20 protein-coding genes are annotated in these 26,130 nt (G+C 60.5%); 4 read left to right on the top strand and 16 right to left on the bottom strand.

The genetic code is table 11. From position 1 onward, the window contains the following. Positions 1–3: 3 nt before the first annotated feature. The gene (locus FJQ89_RS23485) at positions 4–2,691 is read right to left on the bottom strand and encodes a TonB-dependent receptor domain-containing protein (RefSeq protein ID WP_168208511.1); all 2,688 of its coding nucleotides are present in this window, start codon (positions 2,689–2,691) and stop codon (positions 4–6) included. A gap of 256 nt (positions 2,692–2,947) precedes the next feature. Then, entirely contained in the window at positions 2,948–3,244 is a 297-nt protein-coding gene (locus FJQ89_RS23480; protein WP_141171912.1) for a hypothetical protein, read from the bottom strand. A gap of 265 nt (positions 3,245–3,509) precedes the next feature. On the opposite strand from FJQ89_RS23480, the gene FJQ89_RS23475 reads away from it, so the two are divergent. Next, a complete protein-coding gene (locus FJQ89_RS23475; protein WP_141171911.1) occupies positions 3,510–5,144 on the top strand; it encodes an NAD(P)/FAD-dependent oxidoreductase in 1,635 nt (544 codons plus the stop codon). An 84-nt stretch (positions 5,145–5,228) separates the two neighbouring features. On the opposite strand, the gene FJQ89_RS23470 is transcribed toward FJQ89_RS23475, so the two are convergent. Further along, complete coding sequence (locus FJQ89_RS23470; protein ID WP_168208510.1) at positions 5,229–7,922, bottom strand: TonB-dependent receptor; 2,694 nt, start codon at positions 7,920–7,922, stop codon at positions 5,229–5,231. Positions 7,923–8,116: 194 nt separating this feature from the next. On the opposite strand from FJQ89_RS23470, the gene FJQ89_RS28625 reads away from it, so the two are divergent. After that, positions 8,117–8,251: a hypothetical protein gene (locus FJQ89_RS28625; protein ID WP_279239615.1), complete on the top strand. Its 135-nt coding sequence runs from the start codon at positions 8,117–8,119 to the stop codon at positions 8,249–8,251. An 82-nt stretch (positions 8,252–8,333) separates the two neighbouring features. Here the strand turns inward: FJQ89_RS28625 and FJQ89_RS23465 are convergent, their stop codons facing one another. The 6 genes from FJQ89_RS23465 to glnA form a co-directional block, all read right to left on the bottom strand. Beyond that, on the bottom strand, positions 8,334–9,716 hold the full coding sequence (locus tag FJQ89_RS23465) for a GAF domain-containing sensor histidine kinase (protein ID WP_141171909.1): 1,383 nt from the start codon (positions 9,714–9,716) through the stop codon (positions 8,334–8,336). Between the two features lie 134 nt (positions 9,717–9,850). Next, positions 9,851–10,816: a magnesium/cobalt transporter CorA gene (gene corA / locus FJQ89_RS23460; RefSeq protein WP_071079199.1), complete on the bottom strand. Its 966-nt coding sequence runs from the start codon at positions 10,814–10,816 to the stop codon at positions 9,851–9,853. A gap of 151 nt (positions 10,817–10,967) precedes the next feature. Then, complete coding sequence (gene ntrC, locus FJQ89_RS23455; RefSeq protein WP_141171908.1) at positions 10,968–12,458, bottom strand: nitrogen regulation protein NR(I); 1,491 nt, start codon at positions 12,456–12,458, stop codon at positions 10,968–10,970. Between the two features lie 48 nt (positions 12,459–12,506). After that, positions 12,507–13,595, bottom strand: a complete 1,089-nt coding sequence (glnL, locus tag FJQ89_RS23450) for a nitrogen regulation protein NR(II) (RefSeq protein WP_096234029.1) — start codon at positions 13,593–13,595, stop codon at positions 12,507–12,509. 5 nt (positions 13,596–13,600) lie between these two features. Then, positions 13,601–14,110, bottom strand: coding sequence for a DUF4124 domain-containing protein (locus FJQ89_RS23445; protein WP_341474467.1), 510 nt, complete (start codon positions 14,108–14,110; stop codon positions 13,601–13,603). A gap of 145 nt (positions 14,111–14,255) precedes the next feature. Next, positions 14,256–15,671: a type I glutamate--ammonia ligase gene (glnA, locus tag FJQ89_RS23440; protein WP_071079202.1), complete on the bottom strand. Its 1,416-nt coding sequence runs from the start codon at positions 15,669–15,671 to the stop codon at positions 14,256–14,258. A gap of 384 nt (positions 15,672–16,055) precedes the next feature. On the opposite strand from glnA, the gene FJQ89_RS23435 reads away from it, so the two are divergent. Beyond that, a complete protein-coding gene (locus FJQ89_RS23435; RefSeq protein ID WP_141171907.1) occupies positions 16,056–16,517 on the top strand; it encodes a rhodanese-like domain-containing protein in 462 nt (153 codons plus the stop codon). A 75-nt stretch (positions 16,518–16,592) separates the two neighbouring features. Here FJQ89_RS23435 and FJQ89_RS23430 read toward each other — a convergent pair whose 3' ends face one another. Then, positions 16,593–17,939: a TAXI family TRAP transporter solute-binding subunit gene (locus tag FJQ89_RS23430; RefSeq protein WP_141171906.1), complete on the bottom strand. Its 1,347-nt coding sequence runs from the start codon at positions 17,937–17,939 to the stop codon at positions 16,593–16,595. A gap of 130 nt (positions 17,940–18,069) precedes the next feature. Here FJQ89_RS23430 and FJQ89_RS23425 point away from each other — a divergent pair, with 130 nt between their 5' ends. Next, a complete protein-coding gene (locus FJQ89_RS23425; RefSeq protein ID WP_141171905.1) occupies positions 18,070–18,675 on the top strand; it encodes a glutathione S-transferase family protein in 606 nt (201 codons plus the stop codon). Here the strand turns inward: FJQ89_RS23425 and FJQ89_RS23420 are convergent. The 6 genes from FJQ89_RS23420 to FJQ89_RS23395 all read right to left on the bottom strand — a co-directional run bounded on the left by FJQ89_RS23420 (position 18,672) and on the right by FJQ89_RS23395 (position 26,091). Continuing rightward, positions 18,672–19,052: a hypothetical protein gene (locus FJQ89_RS23420; protein ID WP_141171904.1), complete on the bottom strand. Its 381-nt coding sequence runs from the start codon at positions 19,050–19,052 to the stop codon at positions 18,672–18,674. The two genes, FJQ89_RS23425 and FJQ89_RS23420, sit on opposite strands and share 4 nt — an antisense overlap. Positions 19,053–19,111: 59 nt before the next feature. Further along, positions 19,112–22,228, bottom strand: coding sequence for a transglycosylase domain-containing protein (locus FJQ89_RS23415; protein WP_141171903.1), 3,117 nt, complete (start codon positions 22,226–22,228; stop codon positions 19,112–19,114). 365 nt (positions 22,229–22,593) lie between these two features. Beyond that, positions 22,594–23,379 (bottom strand): competence/damage-inducible protein A, encoded by a 786-nt coding sequence (locus FJQ89_RS23410; protein ID WP_141171902.1) that lies wholly within the window; start codon positions 23,377–23,379, stop codon positions 22,594–22,596. A gap of 32 nt (positions 23,380–23,411) precedes the next feature. Beyond that, on the bottom strand, positions 23,412–24,239 hold the full coding sequence (locus tag FJQ89_RS23405; protein WP_096234022.1) for an EI24 domain-containing protein: 828 nt from the start codon (positions 24,237–24,239) through the stop codon (positions 23,412–23,414). Beyond that, the gene (locus FJQ89_RS23400; protein WP_141171901.1) at positions 24,239–25,279 is read right to left on the bottom strand and encodes a sterol desaturase family protein; all 1,041 of its coding nucleotides are present in this window, start codon (positions 25,277–25,279) and stop codon (positions 24,239–24,241) included. Before FJQ89_RS23400 ends, FJQ89_RS23405 begins: the two co-directional genes overlap by 1 nt. Next, positions 25,276–26,091, bottom strand: coding sequence for a polysaccharide deacetylase family protein (locus tag FJQ89_RS23395; protein WP_141172956.1), 816 nt, complete (start codon positions 26,089–26,091; stop codon positions 25,276–25,278). The genes FJQ89_RS23400 and FJQ89_RS23395 overlap by 4 nt, the downstream gene beginning before the upstream one ends. Between the last annotated feature and the right edge of the window lie 39 nt (positions 26,092–26,130).

The raw sequence follows: 26,130 nt of genomic DNA, 5'->3' as shown, positions 1-26,130 counted from the left end.
TAATTAAAACGTGTACTCGGCACCCACTTTCAGGGTGCGTGGACGCCACACGTAGCCGGTACGCACGTTCATCGGACGGTCGCGTTCGAAGACGTTGTTGATGTTCGCCAGCAAACGCAGGTTTTTGATGCCCGTGTAAGCAAAGTTCAAATCAGTACGTACATCGCTGGCAACGCGGCACGACAGATCATTGGCGTCCAGCGCTGCCAGTGCCTTACGGCAACCAGCTTCGCCCCAACGCGCTTCATCCGTCTCGTCGTAGTTCAAGGACTGGGCCGAAGTGTAGTTGACGCGCACGCCAGCCGTCATCGGACCCTTGCGCCATGCGGCGCTGAGCACCGACACGACACGAGGCACGCCCAGGTTGCCTACCGTGTTAGGACGGTATGTATTGGCATCGATATCCCAGCTACGCAGTTTCAGGGAAACGGTGCTCGCCAGACCCAGGGTCACGGTACCGTACTCGCCTGCCGAGATGCGGCCGTTCAAGTCGATATCCACGCCTTGCGAATCGGTCTTGCCGAAGTTTTCATAGCTCAGCAACAGCGACTGGATGGTACCTGCACCCCAGGCGATGTTCGAACCTGGCTTCAGCGTGTTGGCGCGGGCAGCCAGGCGACGGTCGGTGTCGCTGATTGGGTTGCGCACCAGTTTGTCCGAATAACCGGCATTGTCTTCACGCTCCAGCACATACGGCACGTCGCGGTAGTCGATCTGGTCCTTGCGTTCGATCTTGAAGTAATCGAGTGCAATGGTGAAGTTCTTGACCGGCTCAGCCACGAAACCTACCGTGATGCTGCGCGAGGTTTCCGGTTTCAGGGTCGAGCTCGACGAAATCATGGCCGGGATCGACGTCAGGCAACCCGAGTTGTAGGCGGTGGTTGCATCTGCCTTGTCGCTGGCATTGCCGTTACGCAGGATATCGCGAATGGCAGTTGCCGTATCGCAACGCTTTGGATCCAGCGAGCTGTTGAAGAAGCCGGTCAAGCCCACTTTACCCAGGGTTTCCGGGATATTTGGAGCACGGAAACCACCGGAAACCGTACCACGCAACAACAACTGTGGCACGACTTTCCAGCTGGCGCCCAGTTTAGGCGACACGTGTGCCGAGAAGCCGGGTGCTTTGTCCAGGCGCAATGCACCGTTCAGCTCCAGGCCTTTGACGACTGGCGCATTCAACTCCATGTAAGCGGCGCTCGTCGTGCGCTGACCGTCGATCCACAGCGAACCCTGGCTGATGATCTCGGCGTTCATGACGTTGTCGAGCGACTTGATCTTCTGCTTTTCCTGGCGCACTTCTGCACCAAAGGCAAAGCTCAATGGGCCGGCTGGCAACGCCATCAGCTCACCGCTCAGCTTGCCTTCGAGGAAGTTGGTCGACAGTTCCGCATCGGTACCGATCACAGGGAACATGCTCGCCAGCAATGCATCGCTATTCTGGCCACCAAGCTTGTACTCGCCGCTGACGATAGCGGCAGGCATGCGGTCACGGTGCGGGCCGCGGTTGCGCGAGGTACCGTCACCGCCGGTGCGGCCAACCGTAGCTTCCCAGTCATAGGCGCCAATCGTGCCTTCCAGGCCTGCCATGACGCGGTATTGTGTGGCTTTCGATGGCGCGGACCAGTCCAGGTTGCTGTCCATGAAGCGATAGTCCAGACCAACCGGGAAGTTATATGGATTGTAAGGCGAATTGGCTGGCAGTTTTGGCTTCTGCACGCTTTGCGATTGCTTCTTGTTGCCGTCGAACCAGTTCCATGGCGAACCTGCCGCCATGCCGAATGGCAGTGGCTCGTAGTTGGTACGGGTTTCCGAGTACGACACTTCGGCGAAACCGCGCGTCGTGTCACTGAGCTTGAAGTGCAAGGCGCTGTACATGTTGACGCGCTCGGCACCGTCCGACCATGGGTTGATTCCATTCAGGTCGCTGGTGCACAGACCCGTGGCATTGATGACTGAGCAGCCCTTGACGGCTTGACGCACGGCAGGATTGCCGCCACCGGCGGCCTGGTTCAAGTTACCTGGGTAGGACGTCAGCGAAGGATCGCCGAAAGCGGTGCTGACAACTTTCTTGTGGTAGGAAGGATATTTGCCGATCACGTCAGCCAGTTTGTAACCCTCGCGCTTGTAGCCTTCGATGTTGAAGAAGACGTTATAGCGGTCTTTTTCCAGGTCACCATAACCAGCCAACACACCAACAGTGGTCTGCTTGCCGAGGCTATCGCTGGTCGGTTGCTGGTAATTGGCGCTCACGCTGACGCCTTGGTAGCTCTTGCGGGTAATGATGTTGATCACGCCGGCGAGGGCGTCGGAACCGTACACGGCCGATGCGCCATCTTTCAGCACTTCCACACGCTCGATCGCGTCAGCAGGAATCGAATCGACGTTGACAAAGGTTTCCTTGCCGCCATCGGCGAAGGCATAGTTCGACACGCGGCGACCGTTCACCAGCACCAGCGTGGCGCTCTTGCCCAGGCCACGCATGGACGCGCCGGACGCGCCGCGCGCAAAGCTGCTCGAGGAACCGTCATCCTTCAGGGTGCCTGTGTCGAACGACGTCAGGGTATCGAGAATCTGGCGCACGGTATTTGCACCGGTGGCCTTGATTTCGTCGCGACGCAAGACGGTCACTGGCGAAGCAGTTTCCGTGTCCATGCGCTTGATGTTCGAACCAGTCACTTCAACACGTTGCATGACCGGCTCTGCGGCACCTGCGCTGTTTTGTGCATGGGCGGAGGCAGCAATGGCGCTCAAAGCAAAAAACACCGCCTTACTGATAGGGCTTAATTTTGGTTTACTCAGCATCATGTTTTAGCAATCTCAACTTGTAATTTTTAATGAACACCAAGCGACTGGATCACAGCGGCTCGCGTGGCACTTTATGTGTCGTAACTCTTGACACAGGTAAGTATCTGTAACAAGAAAAATATTGTCAATTACCATTGCCGAATCAGTTAGCGATTGCATGAAAAATTTCCAAACAGGCTTTTTTTGTTGTTTTTTGACATAAAAATGCGGCGATATCGCACAGTCCCCAGCCATCCTTTGCGTCGCTGGCGGACAAAACGCACCAGCCAAGATGCCCTTGCGTTCGCCATTTTTCGGCAGGCTGGCATGGCAATTCTCCTATGAGGCGACGCAAAAAAGCACGGTTGGCGAGTGCGCGCGGCGAGTCGGCCGGCTGCGTGAAACACAGGTCGCTGGCGTCACCTTTGATGCAAAACAGATTTTTCAATGGATTGCGCATCTATTATCAAAATGAAATATTGAATCACACACATTTTTCATGAAAATATCAATGCACAAACAATCAATTGTTAAATCTGCGGCCGGCATGTCGGGTGGCGCGCAGGGTGCTCAGGCCATGCAGTCAGCGCGGCACTGCCGCTGCCAGCGCCATGGCCTGGTTGCGGAAGCTGCCCGTCTTTACAGGTAAAATAGCGACGCGGCGCGCGATGCGCCACAGACTCTCTGCTAGATACGGAGCCCGGCAATTTTTGAAAATACACACCATGTTACGACTCAATGAAGTAAAACTCCCCCTCGAACACGACGATGCAGCCCTGCCCGCCGCCATCCTGGCGCGCCTCGGCATTACCGCGGACGAGCTGCTCGGCTTTACCGTTTTCAAGCGCAGCTACGACGCGCGCAAGCGCAGCGCCGTGGTGTTGATTTACTCGCTGCATGTGGACGTCAAGAATGAGGCGGCCGTGCTGGCGCGCCTGGGCCACGATATCCATCTGATGCCCGCACCCGACACCGACTACAAATTCGTCGCCGGCGGCGAACAGCTGGCCGGCCACACGCATGAAGCGCGCCCCATCGTCATCGGCACGGGGCCATGCGGCCTGTTCGTGGCGCTGATCCTGGCGCAGATGGGCTTGCGCCCCCTCATCCTGGAACGCGGCAAGCAGGTGCGCGAACGCACGGTCGACACCTTCGGCTTCTGGCGCAAGCGCGAACTGAACCCGGAATCGAACGTGCAGTTCGGCGAAGGCGGCGCCGGCACCTTTTCCGACGGCAAGCTGTACAGCCAGATCAAGGATCCCAAGCACTACGGCCGCAAGGTATTGACAGAATTCGTCAAGGCCGGCGCGCCCGAGGAAATCATGTATGTGAGCAAGCCGCACATCGGCACCTTCCGCCTGGTCAAGATGGTGGAAGAAATGCGCGCCAATATCGAACAGCTGGGCGGCGAATACCGCTTCAGCAGCAAAGTGGTCGATCTCGACATCGTGCCCGGTGCCGACGGCGGCCAGGTACGCGGCGTGGTGCTGGACAATGGCGAGACCATCGCCAGCAACCACGTGGTGCTGGCCATCGGCCACAGCGCACGCGACACCTTCGAGATGCTGCACCGCCGCGGCGTGTACATCGAAGCCAAGCCATTCTCGATCGGTTTCCGCGTGGAACACCCGCAATCCTTGATCGACAGCTGCCGCTTCGGCCCCAGCGCCGGCCACCCGATTCTGGGTGCTGCCGACTACAAGCTGGTGCACCACGCCAGCAATGGCCGCTCCGTCTACAGCTTCTGCATGTGCCCGGGCGGCACGGTGGTGGCTGCCGCCTCGGAGCCAGGCCGCCTGGTGACGAACGGCATGAGCCAGTACTCGCGCAACGAGCGCAACGCCAATAGCGCCATCGTCGTCGGCATCACGCCAGCCGACTATCCGGGCGACCCGCTGGCCGGCATCGCGCTGCAGCGCGACCTGGAAGAGCGCGCGTTCGCCCTGGGCGGCGGCAACTACGATGCGCCAGGCCAATTGGTGGGCGATTTCGTGGCGGGCCGCGCCTCGACGGAGTTCGGCAGTGTGATTCCTTCGTACAAGCCGGCAGTGCACCTGACGGATCTGGCGCCGGCCCTGCCCGAGTACGCAATCACGGCCATGCGTGAAGCGTTCCCGGCATTCAACAAGCAGATCAAGGGCTACTACAAGGCCGACGCCGTACTGACGGGCGTGGAAACGCGCACTTCCTCGCCGATCCGCATCAAGCGCCGCGACGACAACCTGCAAAGCCTGAATACGCGGGGCCTGTTCCCGGCCGGTGAAGGCGCCGGCTATGCGGGCGGCATCCTGTCGGCGGCCGTCGATGGCATCAAGGTGGCAGAGGCGGTGGCGCTGTCGATGGCGGCGCGCGAAAAATAAGCAACGACTGCCGTGCCGCACGGCAAGGCAAAAAAAACGCCCGGGTTTTCACCCGGGCGTTTTAGCTTTCAGCCTGCAACAGACTTAGAACGTATAGCTACCGCGCAGATACACGGTACGGCCAATGGCGTCCGCGTAGCGTGGATCATAGCCAGCCTGGAAGGTGTTGGTTTGATAGCTCAGTGGCGGTTCGCGGTCGAACAGATTGCGCACACCGGCAGTCAGGGTCACATTCTTGGTGGCGGCAACCGTTCCGAAAGCGTCAAAGGTGGTATAGGACGGCACTTTGTTCTCTTCATCCTGGTCCAGGTAGCCAGACTTGTAATGAGCCGACATGCCGGCACTGAAGATACCGCTGTTCCAGTTCACGCTGGCCGTATGCTGCCAGCGGAAGATCGGACCGGAGCCGGAGAAGACACCCACATTCTGTTTCCATTTACCGCCTTCGGCACTTTGATAATCGTACTTGTTGACGTAAGTGCTGTTGGTGATCAGGGCGAAAGTGCCGAAGTCGCTGGTGCGCAAACGGTAGTTGACGCTCAAGTCGAGGCCGCGGGTCTTCACGCCACCCAGGTTCTGGGTACGCAGGTCGACATAGCCGCAAGTGGCCGGATTCGGGCATTGTGAACCGTCGGTAGCCAGGTTGCCGTTCGCCGTGCGGTGGTACACGGCAGCGTAGGTAACCGGGTCGCCAAACACATCGTCTTCCTGCAGGGCACCGATCGAATGGTCGAGCTTGATATCCCAGTAATCGATACCAATGCTCAGGTTGGCGATGGGTTCGAGTACGACACCCACGGTAATGTTGCGCGACTCTTCAGGCGACAGCTTTTTATTGCCGCCAAACAAGGCCTGGAACTGCTGTTTGCAATTCGTTGCCTTGGGCTTGCCAGGCAATGGCGTGCCATCCGGGCAATTGATCGGATCATCACGCTGACTGGTATTGGTGTACGTTTGCGAAGAATTGATCTCATACAGCGATGGCGCGCGGAAACCGGTCGAATACGAACCGCGGAACAGCACTTCTTTTGTCGGCTGGAAGCGGAATCCAACTTTCGGATTGGTCGTATTGCCGAAATCGCTGTAACGGTCATAGCGCACGGCGGCGGTCACGTCCAGTGTCTTGAGGATAGGCACGTTCAATTCGGCGTACACGGCTTGCGTGGTGCGCGAACCTTCATCATGCGTTTCCGGATCAATACCGGTACTGGCAACGACCTTGGCGGCATATTCCGAATTGGCGGTGCTGAGGAATTTCTCATGTCCCACTTGCGCACCCACGGCCAGAGCGGCAGCGCGACCAGCACCCATCCAGTCACCGAGTTCGCGGCTTGCATTGAAGTCGGCGACCTTGGTCGTGCCCTTGGCATTACGAACATTGCCGTTCAATGCAGCACTTTCGATCAAGGCCATGCCGGCCGCATCTTGCTCGCCAAATGGATTGATGATGCCGTTCAAGACACCTTTCGTGATAATGCCGCCATCGCTGTAGCCCATCAGATTCACAGCGACCTTGTTTTCATTGAAGGTCAGCGCCGCGTTGTAATCCCAGCCAGCGAGGTTGCCATTCAAGCCAGCGACGAGACGCTGTTGCTTGTTGATATTTTCATCAGCGCGCGAACCGTTCGGCAAATCGCGCCATTTGACGTTCACGAAGCCAGGCTTGACGCCGGCAGGCATGAAGTTGGGATCGACGTAATTGGCATTGAGCGGAATGTTCGGCGTGAAATTGCCATTGCCCGGGTAGAACGGATTTGGCGAGCCATCGAGGCGCGTGCGGTTCTGGCGCAGGCCACCATACGGTACAGGGGCGATGGCGCTGTAGACCTTGCTTTCGCTGTTCAGGTATTCAAGGCTGATCTCGTGATTCGCGTTCAGCTTCAAGACGCCTTTGAGCAAGCCGGTCGTGCGCTTGCTTTTCGGTACATAGTCCACGAAGTTCGAGGTCGACATATTGCAGCTGGTACCATCGCCACTAGGTACGAGGAAGGTGCCGGCAGCGCAGCTAGGCGCGGTCGGATTGCCAGTCTGGTCGTCCTGATAGTAATTGGCGGGACTGGTGGTCGGCGAAATGCCACCTGGATAGCGCTTGTTGTAATTGCGCTGGGTACCGGTAATGGCACGCTGGCTCTGGGTATCGAGCATACCGAAAATATTGAAGCCATCTTTATCCAGGTCGCCATAGCCGAAACCGACATTCGCATTCTTGGAGAAGCCACCCGATTGTTCCGGCATATCGCCACCGATGCTGACGATGCCGCCCTGGAAGTCCTTGCGCGTGATGAAGTTAATCACGCCACCGACGGCATCGCTGCCGTACAGCGACGACGCGCCATCGCGCAACACTTCGACGCGTTCGAGCGCGGCAAACGGGATCATGTTCAAGTCGGGCGCGGAGCTGTCGAGCGCATTGTTGGCCATGCGCCGGCCATTCAGCAAGACGAGAGTCTTGTTCGCGCCAATACCGCGCAAGTCGGCGAACGACGCGCCGCCGGTACCCAGTCCGACGACCTGACTGGTGCCTTGCGAAGCCTGCGAAGCGCTCAGGTTCGACATGACTTGCTCGATGGTGGTAATACCCTGTTTTTTCAGGTCATCCATTTTAATAATGGTGATCGGCACCGAGGTTTCACCATCGATCCGCTTGATGGCGGAGCCGGTGACTTCAACACGCTGCATGGGTGCATCGTTCTGTTGTGCCATGGCTGGCTGGGCCAGCATGGTCAGGCCAGCGACGACAGCGCTCCCCGTAAACATCAAACGCAAAGAACGAGACAAGACTGTTTCCATCATCATTGCAAACTCCCTTTGATATAGTTTTATGTTGCATTATTATCATGTAAACTCGGCGCCACTGAACTACGGATGCGGCGCTCCGTGCAGGGCGGCTATCTGCTCATTAACATTCTTATCGCTATGAAAACCGTATTCAGGCTTCCGCCAAAGGGTTTCCCGAATTTAATGAATGATGCATGGCCGCCGTGCCACTACCGGTTAAAGGCCCAGCTGCCATCGGCAAACTGAACCTTAATGAGCCATCAAAACACGCGGAATTGGAAGGTGTCAACGATGTACTGAGCGCAGGAATAAAAAACAACAATTTATAATTCAGTAATACTGTTTTGCACAATGATGGTGTACGGTATGCACCAGGAATCAGCGTCGCTGCACTATGTCAGTGAGGTTTTTTCACGCCTGCGGAGAGGCCAGCGGCAGTCTGATCTGTATATGACAGCCGGGAACGCAATCGATGGCGCACACCTGACCACCCAGTTGTTGCACGATGGTGTAGACGATATGCATGCCCAGGCCGGAGCCGCCCTGGCCCCGCTTGGTGGTGAAGAACGGTTCAAACATATGCTCGCGCACGGCGGGCGCCAGGCCGACGCCATCGTCGGAAAACTCCAGCAGCAGCCAGCGCAAGGCCGCATCATCCGCGTCCGCCTCGATGCGCGCGCGTATCGTGATGCGCCCCGGCCCGCCCTGCGGATAGCCGTGGCGGGCGCTGTTCATCAGCAGGTTCGAGAGGATTTGCGACAATTTCCCGGCCGCCAGGCGCACATGGCAATCGGGCGCGATATCGAGTTCCACGCCCAGCGCCGCCTTGCGCAGTTCCGGACTGTGCGCCGACACCAGGCCGTGCACATAGTCGTGCAGCGCCAGGTCGGCCACGTATTCGCTGACCTGGTCCACGGCCAGCTGCTTGAAATTGCCGATCAGGTCGGCCGCGCGCGCCAGGTTGCGCTCAATCAAGGCCGCCGCGCCTTTGAGCGATTCGGCAATGTCGATCAGTTCGGCGCGGCTGACCTTGGCGCCGCCCAGCAGCTGCACCAGCTGGTCGGCATAGCTGCTCATGCTCGACGCCGCCGTCAGCGCCACGCCGATAGGCGTGTTGACTTCATGCGAGACACCCGCCACCAGCGAACCGAGGGCCGCCATCTGTTCCTGCTCGATCAGGTTCGCTTGCGCCACCAGCAGCGATTCGGTACGCACGCGCACGATTTCCTCCAGCTGCTGCGTGCGCTCCTGGTGCTGCAGCTCGGCCGCGCCGCGGGCCGAAAAGATCGACAACAGCAGCAAGGCCAGCAAGCGCTTGTTTTCATCGATGGGACGCGTGTCGATGGCCGACAGAATGCCCAGGGTCTTGCCTTCGGTATCGATCAGCGGCATGCCGACATAGCTTTCCGCCTGCATGTCGACCAGCAGGCTATCGAATGGAAAGCGACGCTGGATGTCGCTGCCATGAAAACACATGCTCTGGCAGCTTACGTCCTGGCAAGGCGTGTGCTGCAGGCTGTATTCGATATTCGGCTGGTAGCCGTCGCCGCCCCACAGGGCCAGCGTGCGGATGCCTTCGCTGCCATCGTCCATGTGCACCAGGCGTCCGGCGATCACATAGTGCACGTCGAGCGCTTCGGCCAGGTCCTTGACGAGGATGCGCAGGAAGTCGTCGCCACGGGCGCGCGCCGTCGAGGCCGTAATCGAGCGCAGGGCCGCTTCCGCCAAGGTGCGTCGCTGCTCGGGATCGAACAGGGGTTCTCGCGAATTCACATCAAACAACGGAATACTCATGAATGCTCCTGCGCAGCATTGGAAGCGCCAGCCAACCTGCCGGCGTGGCACCCCTCAGCCATGGCCCGCCCGAGCGGACCTGCCGCGATTGTACCCCTGGCTATTGTTTAATAATACAGATACGCAGGAATTTTTTATAGCCAGCCGGAACGCTTGAACAAGTAATACATATAACCGCAGACACAACTCATCAGTCCCACGGCCACGGGATAGCCGTATTGCCAGTCCAGCTCCGGCATGAACTTGAAGTTCATGCCCCACACGCCGGCAAACGCGGTGAATACGGCGAAAATAGCCGCCCAGGCCGCCAACTGCTTGTTCACTTCGCTCTCGTCGATGGCCACCATCGACAGATTCACCTGGATGGCCGTGCTGATGGTGTCGCGGATGGTGTCGAGCGTGCCGTTGATGCGCGCCAGATGATCGTGCACGTCGCGGAAATACTCCTGGGTATCGTGGCACAACGGCGGCACCCTCCCGCCGTGCAGCTTGCCCACCGCTTCCATCAGGGGCGCCACTACGTGGCGCAAGACCATGACTTTGCGTTTCAATTGGTACAGCCGTTCGATATTGTCGCGCTCGGTGCCCCGGTCGAAGATGCGGTCCTCGATCAGTTCCAGCTCCGATTCCAGCGCATCGAGCACGGGAAAGTAACGGTCGACGACGGCGTCCATCAGCGCGTACAGCACGAAGGCCGAGCCCTGGCGCAGCAAGTGTGGTTCGCGCTCGGCGCGCGCACGCACGCCAAGAAAACCTTGCGAGCTGTTGCTGCGTGACGAGAGCACGTAATTGGCACCGACAAAGATGTCGACTTCACCCATGACCAGTTCGTTCTCGACCATTTCCACGGTTTTCACCACGGCAAACAGGGAGTCGCCATACTCCTCGATCTTCGGTCGCTGGTGTCCGCGCTGCGCGTCTTCCACCGCCAGTTCATGCAGGCAAAATTCGTGCTGCATCTGTTTCAGCTCGTCCGGCGTGGCGTCGAGCAGGGCTACCCAGACGAAACAGTCGGGGCGCTCGACGTAATCGCTGATATCGTCAATCGGCAAGTCGGCCAGTTTTTTGCCATCCTGATAGGCCACGCAGTTAATCAGCATACAGTTCCACAATGAAAGTTAAGACCGGACGAAACAGCCCGGCAGGCGCCAGCTTACCTTATCGCCTGCTGTGGGTGTTGTGGGTGTTGTGGCGTGCAAGAAACGCCGGGAGGGAATGCGGACGGGACAGACGTCCCGTCCGGAAGATAGATCAATCGTCTTTGGCGCCGTCGATGCCCAGTTCGGAGATCTTGCGGGTGATGGTGTTGCGGCCGATGCCCAGGCGCACGGCGGCGTCGTTCTTGCGCCCGTGCGTATGCTTGAGCGCCGTCTTGATCAGGGCCGACTCGAATTGCCGTCCCAGCACGGCCATGACTTCCTGCTGCCCGGCGCCCAGCATGCCGGCCGCCTGTAATTCCAGCAGGCCGATCCAGCCCGGCGGCGCACCGGTGGCAGGCGCGGCCGCTTCGAAGACCTGGCCGCCATGCGGATGAGCCACGGCCGGCGTCGGCGCTTCGCCCGCCGCTGCAGTGGCCGCGCCATCGCTCTGCCCCTGCGTCAATTCCAGCGGCAAGTCCTTGATTTCCACCGTCTGGCCCGGCGCCATCACGGTGATCCAGTTGCACAGGTTTTCCAGCTGGCGCACATTGCCGGGCAAATCGAGGCCGCTGAGAAATTGCATCGTCGGTTCGCTCATGCGCTTGGCTTCCACGCCCAGCTGGCGCGCGCTTTGCACCAGAAAGTGGCGCACCAGGATGGGGATATCCTCGCGCCGCTCCCGCAAACTGGGCAGGCGCAGCCGGATCACGTTCAGGCGGTGATACAAGTCTTCACGGAACAGGCCGTCGCGCACGCGCTGCTCGAGGTTCTGGTGCGTGGCCGTAATGACGCGCACGTTGGCCTTCATCGGCTGGTGCCCGCCGACGCGATAGAAATGGCCATCGGACAGCACGCGCAGCAAGCGCGTCTGCAAGTCGAACGGCATGTCGCCGATTTCATCAAGGAACAAAGTGCCGTTCTCGGCTTGCTCGAAGCGGCCCCGGCGCGTCGTCTGAGCGCCCGTAAATGCCCCGCGTTCATGGCCGAACAATTCGGACTCCAGCAAATCCTTCGGGATCGCCGCCGTATTCAGGGCAATGAAGGGCTGCGCCGCGCGCGGACTGTGCTTGTGCAGCGCACGCGCCACGAGCTCCTTGCCGGAACCCGATTCGCCCGTGATGAGCACCGTCACATTCGATTGAGACAGACGGCCGATGGCGCGGAAGACTTCCTGCATGGCCGGCGCCTGGCCGAGGATTTCCGGCGTTTCAGACGGGCCCGATTCGACGCTGGTCTCGCGCAGGCTCTCTTCCAGCGCGCGGCGGATCAGCTCGACAGCCTTGTCGATGTCAAACGGTTTGGCCAGGTATTCGAAGGCGCCGCCCTGGAAGGCCGCGACGGCCGAATCGAGGTCGGAAAAGGCCGTGATGATGATGACCGGCAAGCCGGGAAAGCGCGACTTGACCGTCTGCAGCAATTCCAGGCCGGAGGCGCCCGGCATGCGGATATCAGACACGAGCACTTGCGGCGTGTCAAATTCCAGTGCCGCGATGGCGTCGCGCGCATTGGCAAAACTCTTGGTGGCGAGGTTTTCCCGCGCCAGGGCTTTTTCCAGCACCCAGCGGATTGATTCGTCGTCGTCAACTATCCAGATTGGCTTCATTAGTGTGTGCGTCCCGCAATGGATTTCATGGGTGGGATACTTCCTCGCTTATGGCAAGGGGAGAACGATCCTGAAATCGGTGTATCCAGGCCGGCTTTCGCACTCGATCACACCCAGGTGCTGTTGCACGAAGGTTTGCGCCAAGGTCAGTCCCAGCCCGCTGCCGCCATCCCTGCCCGACACCAGCGGGTAGAAAATCCGGTCACGGATCTGGGGTGCGATGCCCGGTCCATTGTCAATGATATGCAAGTCTAATGCCAGGTTGTAGCGGACCTTGGCCAAGGTCACCTGGCGCGCCACGCGCGTCTTGAAAATCAGCTCCGCATCGCCCGCTTCGATGCGCTCGGCCAGCGCCTGCGCCGCGTTGTGCGCGATGTTGAGCACGGTCTGTATCAATTGCTCCTTGTCGCCGCGAAACTCGGGAATCGACGCATCATAATCGCGCGAAATGGTCAGGCCGCTGGGAAACTCGGCCAGGATCAGGCTGCGCACGCGCTCGCACACTTCGTGGATATTCACGTCGCCCACGATGTGCGGGCGGCGGTGCGGCGCCAGCAGGCGGTCGACCAGGGTTTGCAGGCGATCCGCTTCCTTGATGATGACTTGCGTGTATTCGCGCAGCTCGCTCAGGTGCAGGGCCGGCAGTTCCAGCTCCAGCAGCTGCGCCGCGCCGCGGATGCCGCCCAGCGGGTTCTTGATTTCATGTGCCAGGTTGCGGATCAGCTCCTTGTTGACCTGGCTCTGATCGAGGATGCGCTCCTCGCGGTCGAGTTTTAATTGCTGCACGTTTTCGCGCAGCTCGATCAGCACGCCGTCGCGTGGCGCGTCGAGCGCGCTGACGATGCTGTGCACGCGCAGCGGCTCGCGCCCCAGGCGTTCCAGGCTCAGGTCCTGGCGCAAATCGGAAAACTTGTGTTCCAGCGCCTGCGCGCAAATCCCGGCCAGCTCCTCGGGGTTGAGGAACAGCGCCGTCAGCTTTTGCCGCGACAGGGCCTTCAATGAGCTTTCCAGCAGGTTTTCCGCCGCCGCGTTGGCATAGCTGATGCGGCCGTCGCCGTCGAGCAGGATCACGGCCGAAGCGAGCAAATCAAGACCGGCCAGGTGGGCGGGACGGCTGGAATGGTTGTCTATTGTCATGTACTTTACCGAATATTCGCAATCTCGCGTTTCAGGGCCTCGACGTTCTGCTGGGTCCGGTTGATATTCTCTTTCAACTGCGCCGCTCTTTCCTGATACTTGGCATAGTTGCGTTCATTGCCCTGGCGTTCAGGCTGGCCCTCGTTGAACTCCAGGCGCTGGGCCGCCAGTTTCTGCTCTTCGCTGCGCAATTCGTCCTGCAGGATCTGGCGCCGGTCCAGGTCGCGCGCCCGTTGCTCGGCGCCATCGACCTTGGGAAACGCGCCAGCGGCAGGCACCGCCGTGGCCACCGCCTGCGTGGCGGGCCGCGCAGGCGCACCGGCCAGCGGCGCCGTCTTGCGTGGCGGCTCCGTCATGGCGCCCGGTAAATCGAGCAGCTGGCAATGCGCGCCAGCCCGCTTGTCCGTGTACGTCTTGTGTCCTTGCGCATCGGCGCACACATACAGCTGCCCGTGCGCCTGTGCCGCCGCGCCCAGCAATCCTGCCATCAGCGCCATTCTGTAATGCTTGGTCAATCTTCACTCCTGTCGGCTCGTGCCGCATCGTTCCTGGGCCGACTATACAACACCGCCCAGTGACGCCATAACAAAAAACGCGGGCAAGACCATCGCCTCACCCGCGTTTTTTATTCACTACCGGCAAGTTGCCGGCATGGCGCCATTACAGCGAGTAGTACATGTCGAACTCGGCAGGATGCGTGGTCATGCGCATGCGCTGCACGTCCTGCATTTTCAGTTCCAGGTAAGCGTCGATCATGGAATCGCTGAACACGCCGCCACGGGTCAGGAACTCGCGGTCCTTGTCCAGGGCTTCCAGTGCTTCTTCCAGCGAAGCGCACACGGTCGGGATCAGCGCGTCTTCTTCTGGCGGCAGATGGTACAGATCTTTCGAGGCGGCTTCGCCCGGATGGATCTTGTTGGCAACGCCGTCCAGGCCAGCCATCAGCAGTGCGGCGAAGCACAGGTACGGGTTCGCCAGTGGATCCGGGAAGCGCGCTTCCACGCGGCGGCCTTTTGGATTGGCCACGTGCGGAATACGGATCGAGGCGGAACGGTTTTTCGCCGAGTACGCCAGTTTCACTGGAGCTTCGTAGCCTGGTACCAGACGCTTGTACGAGTTGGTGCCCGGATTGGTGATCGCGTTCAGTGCCTTGGCGTGCTTGATGATGCCGCCGATGTAGTACAGGGCGAAATCGGACAGGCCGGCATAGCCGTCGCCAGCGAACAGGTTTTTGCCATCTTTCCATACGGATTGATGCACGTGCATGCCCGAACCGTTGTCGCCAACGATAGGTTTCGGCATGAAGGTGGCGGTCTTGCCATAGCTGTGCGCCACGTTCCACACCACGTATTTCAGGTTTTGCGTCCAGTCGGCGCGCTCGACCAGGGTCGAGAAGCGGGTACCGATTTCATTCTGGCCTGCGCCAGCGACTTCGTGATGATGTACCTCAACCGGGATGCCCAAGGACTCCAGGATCAGGCACATTTCCGAACGCATGTCCTGGAAGCTGTCTACTGGTGGCACTGGGAAGTAGCCGCCCTTGACGGTAGGACGGTGGCCGCTGTTGCCGCCTTCGATGTCCTTGCCGGTCGACCACGAACCTTCGTCCGAACCGATCTTGACGAAGCAGCCCGACATGTCGATCTTCCAGCGCACGCTGTCGAAGATGAAGAATTCTGGCTCAGGGCCGAAGTAGGCGGTGTCGCCCATGCCCGACGATTTCAGGTAGGCTTCGGCGCGTTTCGCGATCGAGCGCGGGTCGCGGTCATAGCCCTTGCCGTCCGACGGTTCGATCACGTCGCACTGCATGAACAGGGTCGTTTCTTCCATGAACGGGTCGATATTGGCCGTGTTTGGATCCGGCAGCAAGATCATGTCGGACGCTTCGATGCCTTTCCAGCCAGCGATCGAAGAACCGTCAAAGGCGTGGCCCGACTCGAATTTGTCCATGTCGAAGTGCGACACGGGAACCGTCACGTGCTGCTCTTTGCCACGGGTATCAGCAAAGCGGAAATCAACGAATTTGACTTCGTTTTCTTCTACCATCTTCAAGACTTCTGCGGCTGTCATTGCCATGCGTATCTCCTAAATGAATGTGGGGTGAGCCGACCTTAATGCGTCTGGGCTGATGAAGCGAAGCAAACATTGCGTGCCACCAAAACTCATAAGGATCATAGCAGATTCCATGCCAGCTTCAGAAGCGCCCTGGCGCCAACAACAAAATGACTGCCATCCCTGTGAAAGTTTTCCTGCCCGCGATTTTCCTGCTGAGTTTGAGTCATTCAAGAATGCACTATGCAAGTGCAAAAAATGAATAACGCACCATTATCGTGCATTTTATGCGCATTTCTAAAAAATGCCTTCTTGTGGTGCATCCACCGCGCAGCGTGACTTCCCATTTGCGGGGCGCGGACGGCGCACTATAATCGACCACACCACCCCACTTTCATCGAGGACGCCATGACTACCGCCGCCGACATCCTGACCACCGCCCGCAGCCGGGCCAATGAAGGTACGCCGTATGCCGGCGCCGTCACGCCGCAGGAAGCGTATGACTTGCTGCAAGGCGATGCCGCTGCAAAGCTCATCGATGTGCGCACGAATGCCGAGCGCGACTGGGTCGGCCGGGTCGACATCGCCGATACCCAGCATGGTGCGGTGCAATGGGCCACGTATCCGGGCGGCGTACCAAATCCCGACTTCCTCGCGCAACTGGCTGCCCAGGCCGGCAAAGACGAGGTGCTGCTGTTCCTGTGCCGCTCCGGCGTGCGTTCACGCCATGCGGCCAAGCTGGCGACCGAGCACGGCTACGTGAACTGCTTCGACATCCTCGAAGGTTTTGAGGGCGACAAGGATGCCGACGGCCACCGCAAGCAGATCGGCGGCTGGTGCAAGGCGGGGCTGCCGTGGCTGGGCGCCTGAAACCAGGAGTAACGGAACACCTGCCGATGACGGCCATGCGTCGGCCAGAGGCAAGTCCCGCCCTGGCTTGATGCTTCAGGCTGGCTCACCCGCCTCTGGATGTTCGCCCATCAAGGTCAAGATGCGCTTGCGCACGAAATTGATGTGGCTGCGCAAGCCGTACAAGCCATCGGCAAACGACAGGGGAATCGAGATCTGGTTGACCATTTCCTCGATCTGGTCGAGCCGTTTCAATTGCGCCGCATACACTTGCGCGCGCTGCTCTGGCGGCACGTCTTCCAGCGCCTGCTCCACCGTGCGCAGTTGGCCATACCAGCGGTACACGCGCGAGCGGATGCGCCACACGTACAAGGGTGGCACCACGCGCGACAGCGGCAAGATCAATGCACCGAGCGCCACTACCAGCACCCACATGCGGTCAAAGAAATTGGCCAGCCAGAAACTCATATAGCGCTGCAGCACGGGCGCGCCATCCTTGTAGAACTTCAGCGCTTCGGGCGCGACGGGAATTTCCGTGTAGCGCGCGGACGGGAACTGCCCCTGTTGCTGGAACCAGCCCGTGCCGCCGTGAATACTGGCCGCCGCCTGCACGAACAGGTCGATCAAGGCCGGATGCAAGTCTTCGCGCGCGACCAGGGTGGCGGTCGGTGCGATCAGGTGGTAATCCTGCGCGGGGATGTTACGCCCCAGGTCGACGATACCGCGTGGCAAGACCACATGCGTGAGGAAAGGCAGGCGCCGCGTGTACGCCTCCGCTTGCGAAAAATCAAACAGCTTGATGCCCGGCGTTTGCAGCAGCATCTGGATCAGTGGCGCTTCCGGCGCCGAGCTGAACACGAGACCATCGATGCGCCCTTCCAGCAGCTCCACCGTGGCCGGCGTGTTCTGCAAGTCGCTCACCGTCAGCTCGTTCGCTTCCACGCCATTGACGGACAGCAACTGCCGGAACAGGCTGGGCACGCCCGTGCCTTCCGGTCCCAGGTTGATCTTCATGCCTTTCAATTGCGTCAGTTCCGTCACCGCCTTGTCTTCGCGCAGGAACAGCCAGACGGGTTCCGTAAACAGGCTGCCCAGCGAAATGAGGCCATGGCGCTCGGCATCGGCATGCTCCGTCGAGCCGCTTTGCACGAAGGCGATATCGGTCTTGCCGCTATTGAGGCGCTGCAGGTTTTCCTGCGAGCCCAGCGACGGCTGCAAGGTCACCTTGATGCCGTGCCTGGCCAGGGTGGCTGCGTATTTCTTGCCGAATTCTTCGTACGCGCTATTGTCCTGCCCCGTCGACAGGCTCACCTGGCGCGGCGGCGCCGGGTCGACCAGCCAGTAGGCGAGCGCGCAAAACGCGCCAACCAGCAGCAGGGTGGGACCGGCGGTGGCGAGAAAATCGCGCACGGAAAAGCGGCTGAACGCGAGGATTTTGGACATGTGGTGGCGCATAGGTTTCATGGGTGGCTACGATGCCAAGAAAACCTCAACTATGCAAGGCACTTTCACCGGCGCGGCATGGCCAAATCCGCTACAGTGGCAAATCGATCCCTGCCCTACGGAGCCCCGCATGCTGAAAATTCTTGGAAAAGCCGCCTCGATCAATGTCCGCAAAGTCCTGTGGACGTGCGAGGAACTCGATCTGCCGTACGAACGCGAAGACTGGGGCAGCGGCTTCCGCGCCACGGACGACGCCGCCTTCCTGGCCCTGAATCCGAACGCCATGGTGCCCGTGCTGGTTGACGGCGACCTGGTGCTGTGGGAATCGAACACGATATGCCGCTACCTGTGCGCCCAGGCGGGCCGCGACGACTTGCTGCCAAGCACGCCCCGCGCCCGCGCGGAAGTGGAAAAATGGATGGACTGGCAAATGGGCGACCTCAACAACAGCTGGCGCTACGCCTTCCTGTCGCTGGTGCGCCACAGCCCCGCACACCAGGATGCGGCGCAGCTGGCGGCCGGCATTGCCGGATGGAACAAGATGATGGGTATCCTGGAACAGCAGCTGCAGCGTACGGGCGCCTTCGTCTGCGGCGAAGCCTTCAGCCTGGCGGATATCGTGCTGTGCCTGTCCGTCAAGCGCTGGCTGATGGCGCCGATGCAACGCCCCGACTACCCTGCCATCGCCGCCTACCATGCGCGCCTGGCAGATAAAACCGCCGTGTTTGCCGGCTAATCGAGCTCGATTGCCTCGACCGTGCCGCCGATGACGTAGCAATCGCCATCGCGGCGCACTTCATCCAGTGTCGCGGGATCATCGTGCGTGTAGGTGCCGTCGACATCGACGCACCAGACGTCGCCGAAACGCTGCAACTTCACGCCGCAGCAAATGCGGTTGATGAAGTTGCCTGGCGTCCTGAGCAGCACTTCGCGCACCGCGCCCACCGTGATGGCGACCTGGCGCCAGACATTGCCGTCCAGCGCATGATTTCTTGCATACAAGACGATGCGCACGGCTTGCACGCCCCCGGGCTGATACAGTTGTTCGATGGAAACGAGCGCGCCATCGTCAAAGCGGTGATATTGCTGAAAAATCTGCTGCGTCTTGTCCAATTGCACTCCCTCAAAAAAAAACCGGCCCGTGAAGGCCGGCTTTCAGCTGCAACAATACCTTAATTCGTGCACTGCTTGGCCACGCCTTCGGCCGGCGCGGGCGCCTCGATCAGCGGCATCAGGCTCGGCGCCAGCGACACCAGCAGTTGCACGGGCAAGGCGCTGGTGAAATCGTAGTTTTTCGATTCCGGTCCGCGCACATACGCCGTCATGCTGCCATAGAAGCGCTCGCCGATATTGAACACGAACGTGGCCGAACGGTTCACATAGCGCGACTCGATCAGGCGGCCGCCAGCGCCATACACGTCGAAACGCTGGTCGCCCGTGCCCGTCTTGCCGCCCATGGGAATGGGCACGCCGTCGGCGCCGACAAACGCCGTCCTGGCTCGCTTGGCCGTGCCATCCGACACCACTTCGCGGATGGCCTTGGCCACGGCTTTCGCCACGTCCGGCGACAGCACTTGCTCCGCTTCCACCTTCGTGCCCCGCTTGACCATGGTGTCGTACGGCGTATTGGCGGCGAAATGCATGGAATCGATGCGCACGCTCGGTTTGCGCACACCATCGTTGATGATGATGCCCATCAACTCGGCCAGCGCGGCGGGACGGTCGGCCGACGCGCCCAGGGTCGTCGCATACGACGGCACCAGCGAATCGAACGGGTAGCCCATCTTCTTCCACTGGCGGTGGATTTCCAGGAACCCCTCCACTTCCAGCAAGTTGGCGATACGGCGGTCCTGCGCATGCTTGCGGTGCGTATTGAACAGCCATTTATAGACTTCCTGGCGTTCCTTCTCGCTGGCCGCCACCATCTGCGACAGGGTGGAGCCTTCGTGCTGGCGCAGATACGCCACCATCCACAGCTCCAGCGGATGCACATTGGCCAGATAACCGCGGTCGGCCAAGGACCAGTTTTCCATCGCGTACTGCTGGTACATCTTGGCGACGCGCTCGGGCGGCACTTCGTTTTGCGATGGCAGGTTGGCGTTGAGGAAATCGCCGAATTCCGCCACCGTGCCTTTCGGATTGATGGTACGGAAGATATTTGCCAGGCGCACGGGCGTCGGGCGGATGCTGGCCAACAAAATCTTTTCCTGCTCGTCGACGCTCTTGCCGCGGTACTTCTGATAGAAGCGGTGCAGGAATTCACGCCCTTCCTTGTCGGCAAAACGGCTCAGGTACTGGGCGCGGCGCGGATCGTCCGCGTCCGCCAGCAGGGAGGCCGAGGAATCGGGACGCGAGAACATGTAGTAGCGGGCCACGTCGCGCATCAGCCGCACGAACACCAGGTTGGTCGACTGGCGCAGCGCCTGCTGCACCGTCATGATGCGGCTGTCGTCAAGCTTGGAGAAGTTGCCGAAATGATGCAAGCCGCCGCCCGTGAAGAAGCCTTCACCCGGATTGCCCGAATACTGGCGTTGCATGGCGGCCGCCAGCATGGCGGGCAAGTTGCGCGCCTCGCCCAGCGGCAATGGTTTCAAGTAGGCAATAGCCCACTGCGACAGCATGTCCTTCGGATCGACGGCAATCTTGCCCAGCTCGGCGGCGCCCATGCCGCTGTAGCGCTGGTGCAACTGGTCGATGATGTCCAGATACGTGACCAGGGTGCGCAGCTTGGCCGTCGAACCGAGGTCCAGCTTGGCGCCCTCGTTGATGTCGAGCGGCTGGTCAAAATTATCCGTTTGCACGCGCAACAAGTTGGCTTGATCGCCCTTTTGCAGCAGGGTAAAACTGTAGACCACGTTGGCCGGGTCGCCATTGCCCAGCATGCCCTTGCCCGTCAGCCCGGCCGCTTTCGCCACTTCCGGGTCGCGCAGCTCGCGCAAGACCTTGGTAACGGCGTTTTGCGCCTGCGCGTCGAGCGTGCTGACCACTTTCAGGTCCAGGCGGTCGAGGTTGTACAAGCGCGGGTCGCCGAGCATGCTGGCCAAATGGTTGCGCACGGCATTCGAGGCCTTGCGCGTGACGAACGAGGTCGATGCTTCCGATTGCACGCCCGAGGCCGACGACGGGCGCAGCTTCTGGGCGATGGCCGCATCGCGCAGCTGCGGCGAAATCACGCCCGCTTGCGCCAGCAGGCGCAGATGGCTGTTGGTCAATTCTTCCAGGTCGGCGCCGCCGGCCACCAGGTAATGCGAAGGACGGCGCTGCGCGATCAGCAAGCTCAGCGCCTGCTTGTAGGCCAGCGCACTGTCCGGCTGGTCCATATTACCCTTGAGCAAAGTTTTCACCTCGGCAAACGGCCGGCCATACCAGACCCACATGCCGTCGCCAATGCCGTTGACTTCGCCAAAGCCGCTCTTGGCCGACAGCGGCACGGTATTGAGGTAATTGACGACGATCTTGCGCCGCGCTTCCATGGTGTTTTCGCCATCCTGGTACGAGCGCAGGCTGGCCGAAATCATCTGCAGCAATTTATCCTGCATGGAACTGGTGCGGCCGTCTTCCGAGTGGCGGTATTTTTCGATCTGCGTGGCCAGGGTGCTGCCGCCACCACCGCGGTGGCCGCCGAACAGGTTCAGCGCCTTGTCGAAGACGGCCTTGCTCAGGCGGTCCCATTCCACGGCAGGGTTACGCTCGGGCGTGCCCGGATCGAGCAATTCGCGGTTTTCGATGAACAGCAGGCTTTGCACCAGCGCGGGCGGCGCGTCGGCAAAGCCGTCGAACATGCGCTCGGGATAGCTGGCCGCGAACAGGGGCGCGGCGCGGCAATCGAGGATGGTCAGTCCGGCGCGGTTTTTCTCGTGATACGTGGCAAAGATGCCCCGGTCGACCAGCTCCACCATCTTCGGCGACATGCGCGCCTGCGCCGTGACGGCATAGTCGCGCGCATTCAGCTTGGTGATGAAGTCAGGCAGGCTGGCATAGCCGAGGCGCTCGTCATACGGGCCGTGCTGCGGATAGCGGATGGCGCCCGCTGGCGCGGGGCCTGGCTCGACCTTGAACGTCAGTTGGCGGTCCAGACGCGTGAAAAACTCGGCCTGCAGGGCCGAGGTGCGCACTTCGCGCATGACGAACCAGGCCACGCCGGCGATCAGCGCCAGCACGATGATGGCAAAGATCGGCCAGATGCGCGAACGGCGCTTCTTCGGCGGGCTCGCCGGCGGCGGTGCCTCGGCAGCTGGATCAGAGGGTGGCCGCTCTTGCGCGGCCAGGTTGACGCCTGTGTCTTTCATGGGATGCTGGGGTAAGGTTGGGTTTGGACGGCGCGGAAAATACGGTAGCAATACCGCTCCGCGCAGGATAAGACGAGGGCCGGCCGGGGCCGGTCACTACAGAGCTTGCTTAACATGATGTCCATACCGGTGAATCAAAAAAACACGCTGCTGCACAGGCAGGCAACCCCGCGTTTGACACGCCAGGTTCCTGTTCACCATTCCACCACATCGGCATCAAAACGACTGGCGAGCGCACACAAAAATCTTGCTTCATCGAAGATTTTCGCAAAAAAACAACGTCTGGGAACGTACGCTTGCGTACTAAGATGCAAGGCGGGCTGGACGCCGGCGAAAAAGCCGCCGGCGGCCGGGCTGGCAGCAGCTCAGATGGTGGTGTATTCCGCCTGCAGGGCATCGAGCGCGGCGCGCATGTCCGCAAAGGCGGCCGCCGCTTGCGCGGGTTCGCCCTTCACGCCCAGTTCGATATGCCGGCGCGTCTGCGCATCACCCACGCTGGGCAGGCTGAACACCTTGATCAGCGGAAACTCCGCTTCCAGGCGCACCATCAGCGGCGTCAGCAGGGATTCGGCCGTTTCGTACACGAGCAAGGCATGTTCCGCATGCGGCACCTGGTTGAACAAATGACTGTAATGCGTGTCGAGCACCCATTCGATCATGGGCCAGGACATGACGGGAAAGCCCGGCACGAAATAATGCTCGCGCACGGCAAAGCCGGCAATCTTGTTGTACGGATTCGGAATCAGTTCGGCGCCTTCGACAAATTCCGCCATTTTCAGGCGGTGCAGGTTTTCCGGCGAGTTCAAGTCGGCCGGCACGCCCGCCTCTGCTCCCATTTCCGTGATGCGCTGCTGGATATTGACCTTGCCTTGCGGATGCAGTACCAGCGGCAAGCCCAGCGCATCGGCAGCCGCCTGGCGCGTATGGTCGTCCGGCGTGGCGCCGATGCCGCCAAAGCTGAAAACGATGTCGCCGCTGGCAAAGCTGCGCTTGAGCAAGGCGACCAGGCGGGCCGGTTCGTCGCCCACGTATTCCGCCCAGCTCAGCTGCAAGCCACGCTGCTTGAGCATACTCACTACTTTCGGGAAATGCTGGTCAGTGCGCTTGCCTGACAGGATTTCGTCGCCGATGATGATCAATCCGATAGCCATGGAACTTCCTCGTTCGATTCGATTAGTGAAGGTCAGGCGTCCGCCGGCGCCACGTCGGTCATGCCGCGTACGCCCCGCAAACGCGATAGTGCTTCCAGGCAGTAATACTGGAACCACAGACCCGTAAAGATAAAGATCAGTACATACAGCCAGATGGCGAACGCCGCCAGGAAGGGGAAGAACACCACCGACATCACGCCGCCCATCCACAGCATGCCCGGCACGGCGCCGGCCGCGCCGGAGACCATGCCGATGGCCAGCAGCGGCCAGCGCTGCGTGCGCATGATGGCGTGGCGCTCTTCCACGCTGGCGTAGTCGGCCATGGCGTCATATGCCATCACGCGGTAGGTCAGCCAGCCCCACAGCACGGCTTGCCCCACCAGTGCGGCGGGCGGAAACGCGTACAACGGCAGCATGAGCACCCAGACGACGATGAACAGCAAAAAGGTAGCCAGGGAAGTCCCGACGCTGCCGAGCAGGCTGCCGCCGTGTTTCTTTTCCAGCTGCGGAAAATGCCGCCCGCCAATGTGGCGGCCGATGGCCGGCATGGCGAACAGACCCATGAAAATGAGCGCCGTCAAGATCATCAGCGGCAACAGCATGAACATGGCGATCAGCGGCACGATCACGGCTTTCAGCACGCCGAGGCCGAAGGTGGCCAGCACCTGCCCGCTGGTGCGGAAGAAATCGTACTGCGTAAACAGCGCATGCAGGCTGTCGATCAGCGGCTGCAGCCCCACATACAGCAGGGCGCCCCACAGGATCAGCGACAGGATGAATGGCGCTACGCTTAACAGCAGTATCTTGCCGTGCAATTGCGATAGCAAGGCGCGGCCATACGAATTCAACACATTACGCATCAACGGCGTCCTTTTCGTTTGATTCCTGCAAACTCCACCATGCGGCGCAGGCCCAGCCATTGCTGCTGCCAGAAGCCGCGGCCATACTCGCGTCCGGGGCGGCCCACGCCATCGCTATCGATGCGGGCCAGCTGGTCGCGCACGCCCGTGCGCGCATAGCCGGCCGCGAAATTCGCGGTGCCCAGCAGCATATCCCAAATCGGCAAGACCACGCCGAAGTTGCAACCACCCATGCTGCCCTTGCCTTTCGACTCATGCCCCACGCCGATCGCGTGGTGCGTGCGGTGGAAACGGGGCGAGATCAACAGCCGCTCGCCAATGCGGCCGAAGTGTATCCTCACATTCGCATGCTGCAAGCTTTGCAGAATGCGCGAAATCGACACCAGCAGCACATATTGCCCAGGCGGCACGCCGATACCGAGCGCCACCAGGGCCATCACCACGTCGCGCAAGAAATCATCGAGCAAGTGGTTGCGGTCATCGCTCCACAAGTTCATGTTTTGCTGGCTGTGATGCAGGCTGTGCAAGCCCCACCACCAGCCGAAATGGTGCGAAGCACGATGGTAGCAATAGTCGACGAAGTCCAGTATCACAAAATAGATGATAAAACTGAGCAAGGGACTGATGCCGGGCAACAGCGACTCCAGGTTCAGGGGATGGATATTATCGAAACGCAAAGCGCCGGCCAATGCATCCATCAGCGGATCGAGCGTGAAGAAGACCAGCACGGAAAACAGGCCGATGCGGTGCAGCACGGTGTAGATAAAATCGTTCCAGCGGGCGCGCGGGTCGGTCATTTTTTGCGCGGGAATCAAGGCTTCGAGCGGACGCAGCACGAGAAACAGCAGCACCAGTTCGCACAGGCCGATCAGCAGCCATTCCGTGCCTTCGAACGCTTCTTCCGTGAATTCGCCAAAGCCCAGGTGATACACGAGGGGGTTGACGATAGTCTGGAACAGCCAGCCTTGCGCCACGCCAAAGGCGTCGACCACGGCGTCGATGGCGGGCGTGACGAGGCTGACGATGTCGGCGGCGGTCATGGCTGGCCCTTCTTCTGCGCGTAGGCAGGATGCTCGCGCAAGGTGGCAAAGCAGAAGCCCTTGTCTTGCAAGCCGGAAATCAAGGCGTCCAGATTGGCGGGCGCCCACGCATCCTTGCGCGACCAGATGCCCATGTGCGCAATGAAAATATCGCCGCTGCGCAGGTTGGCCAGCGCTTTCTTCAGCAGCATGGCGTTCGGATACTTGTCGCTAGGCAATTCATCGCCGGAATACCCTGCCGGCGCCCAGCCCGCATGCTGGTAGCCGCAGGCACTGCCGGCCGCCAGAGTGCGCGGCGACGTGTAGCCGCCCGGCGCGCGCCAGAACGGATCAAGCTTATGCCCGGTCAACTCCTGGAAGCGCGTATCGACGCGGCGCAATTGCTCGCAAAATTGCTTATCGCTGAATGAGGCCAGCTTGCCGCCATCCTTGCCGAACTGGGGCTTGACCTGGATCAAGCCGTTGGCCAGATCCTTCTTCCAGTACACATGGTCAAATGTATGCGTACCGAACGCATGGCCTTCGGCGACGCGGGCTTTCCAGTACGGCGCCCAGGACGGATCGAGCGAATAGTCGCCGCGCGTGGTTTTTTCATTGGCCAGGAAGAACGTCGCCTTCACATGGCGTTGATTGAGCACGTCGGCAATCAGCTGCGCTTGCGACTGGCTACCCGTGTCGAACGTCATGTAGAGGGTGCCCTTGCAGGCGGCCGGGGCGGCAGTGGGGGCGGCAAAGGCGGTGGCAGATGCGGCTGGAGCGACAGGTGCGGCGGCATGCGCGGGCAACAGCATGGTGCTGGCGCACAGCAGCATGGCGGGCACGCCGCCCGCGAAAGTGAGGCGTTGCATCAT

This window comes from Janthinobacterium tructae, assembly GCF_006517255.1.
Taxonomy (GTDB): domain Bacteria; phylum Pseudomonadota; class Gammaproteobacteria; order Burkholderiales; family Burkholderiaceae_D; genus Janthinobacterium; species Janthinobacterium tructae.
This window is presented reverse-complemented; position numbering and strand designations above follow the sequence as displayed.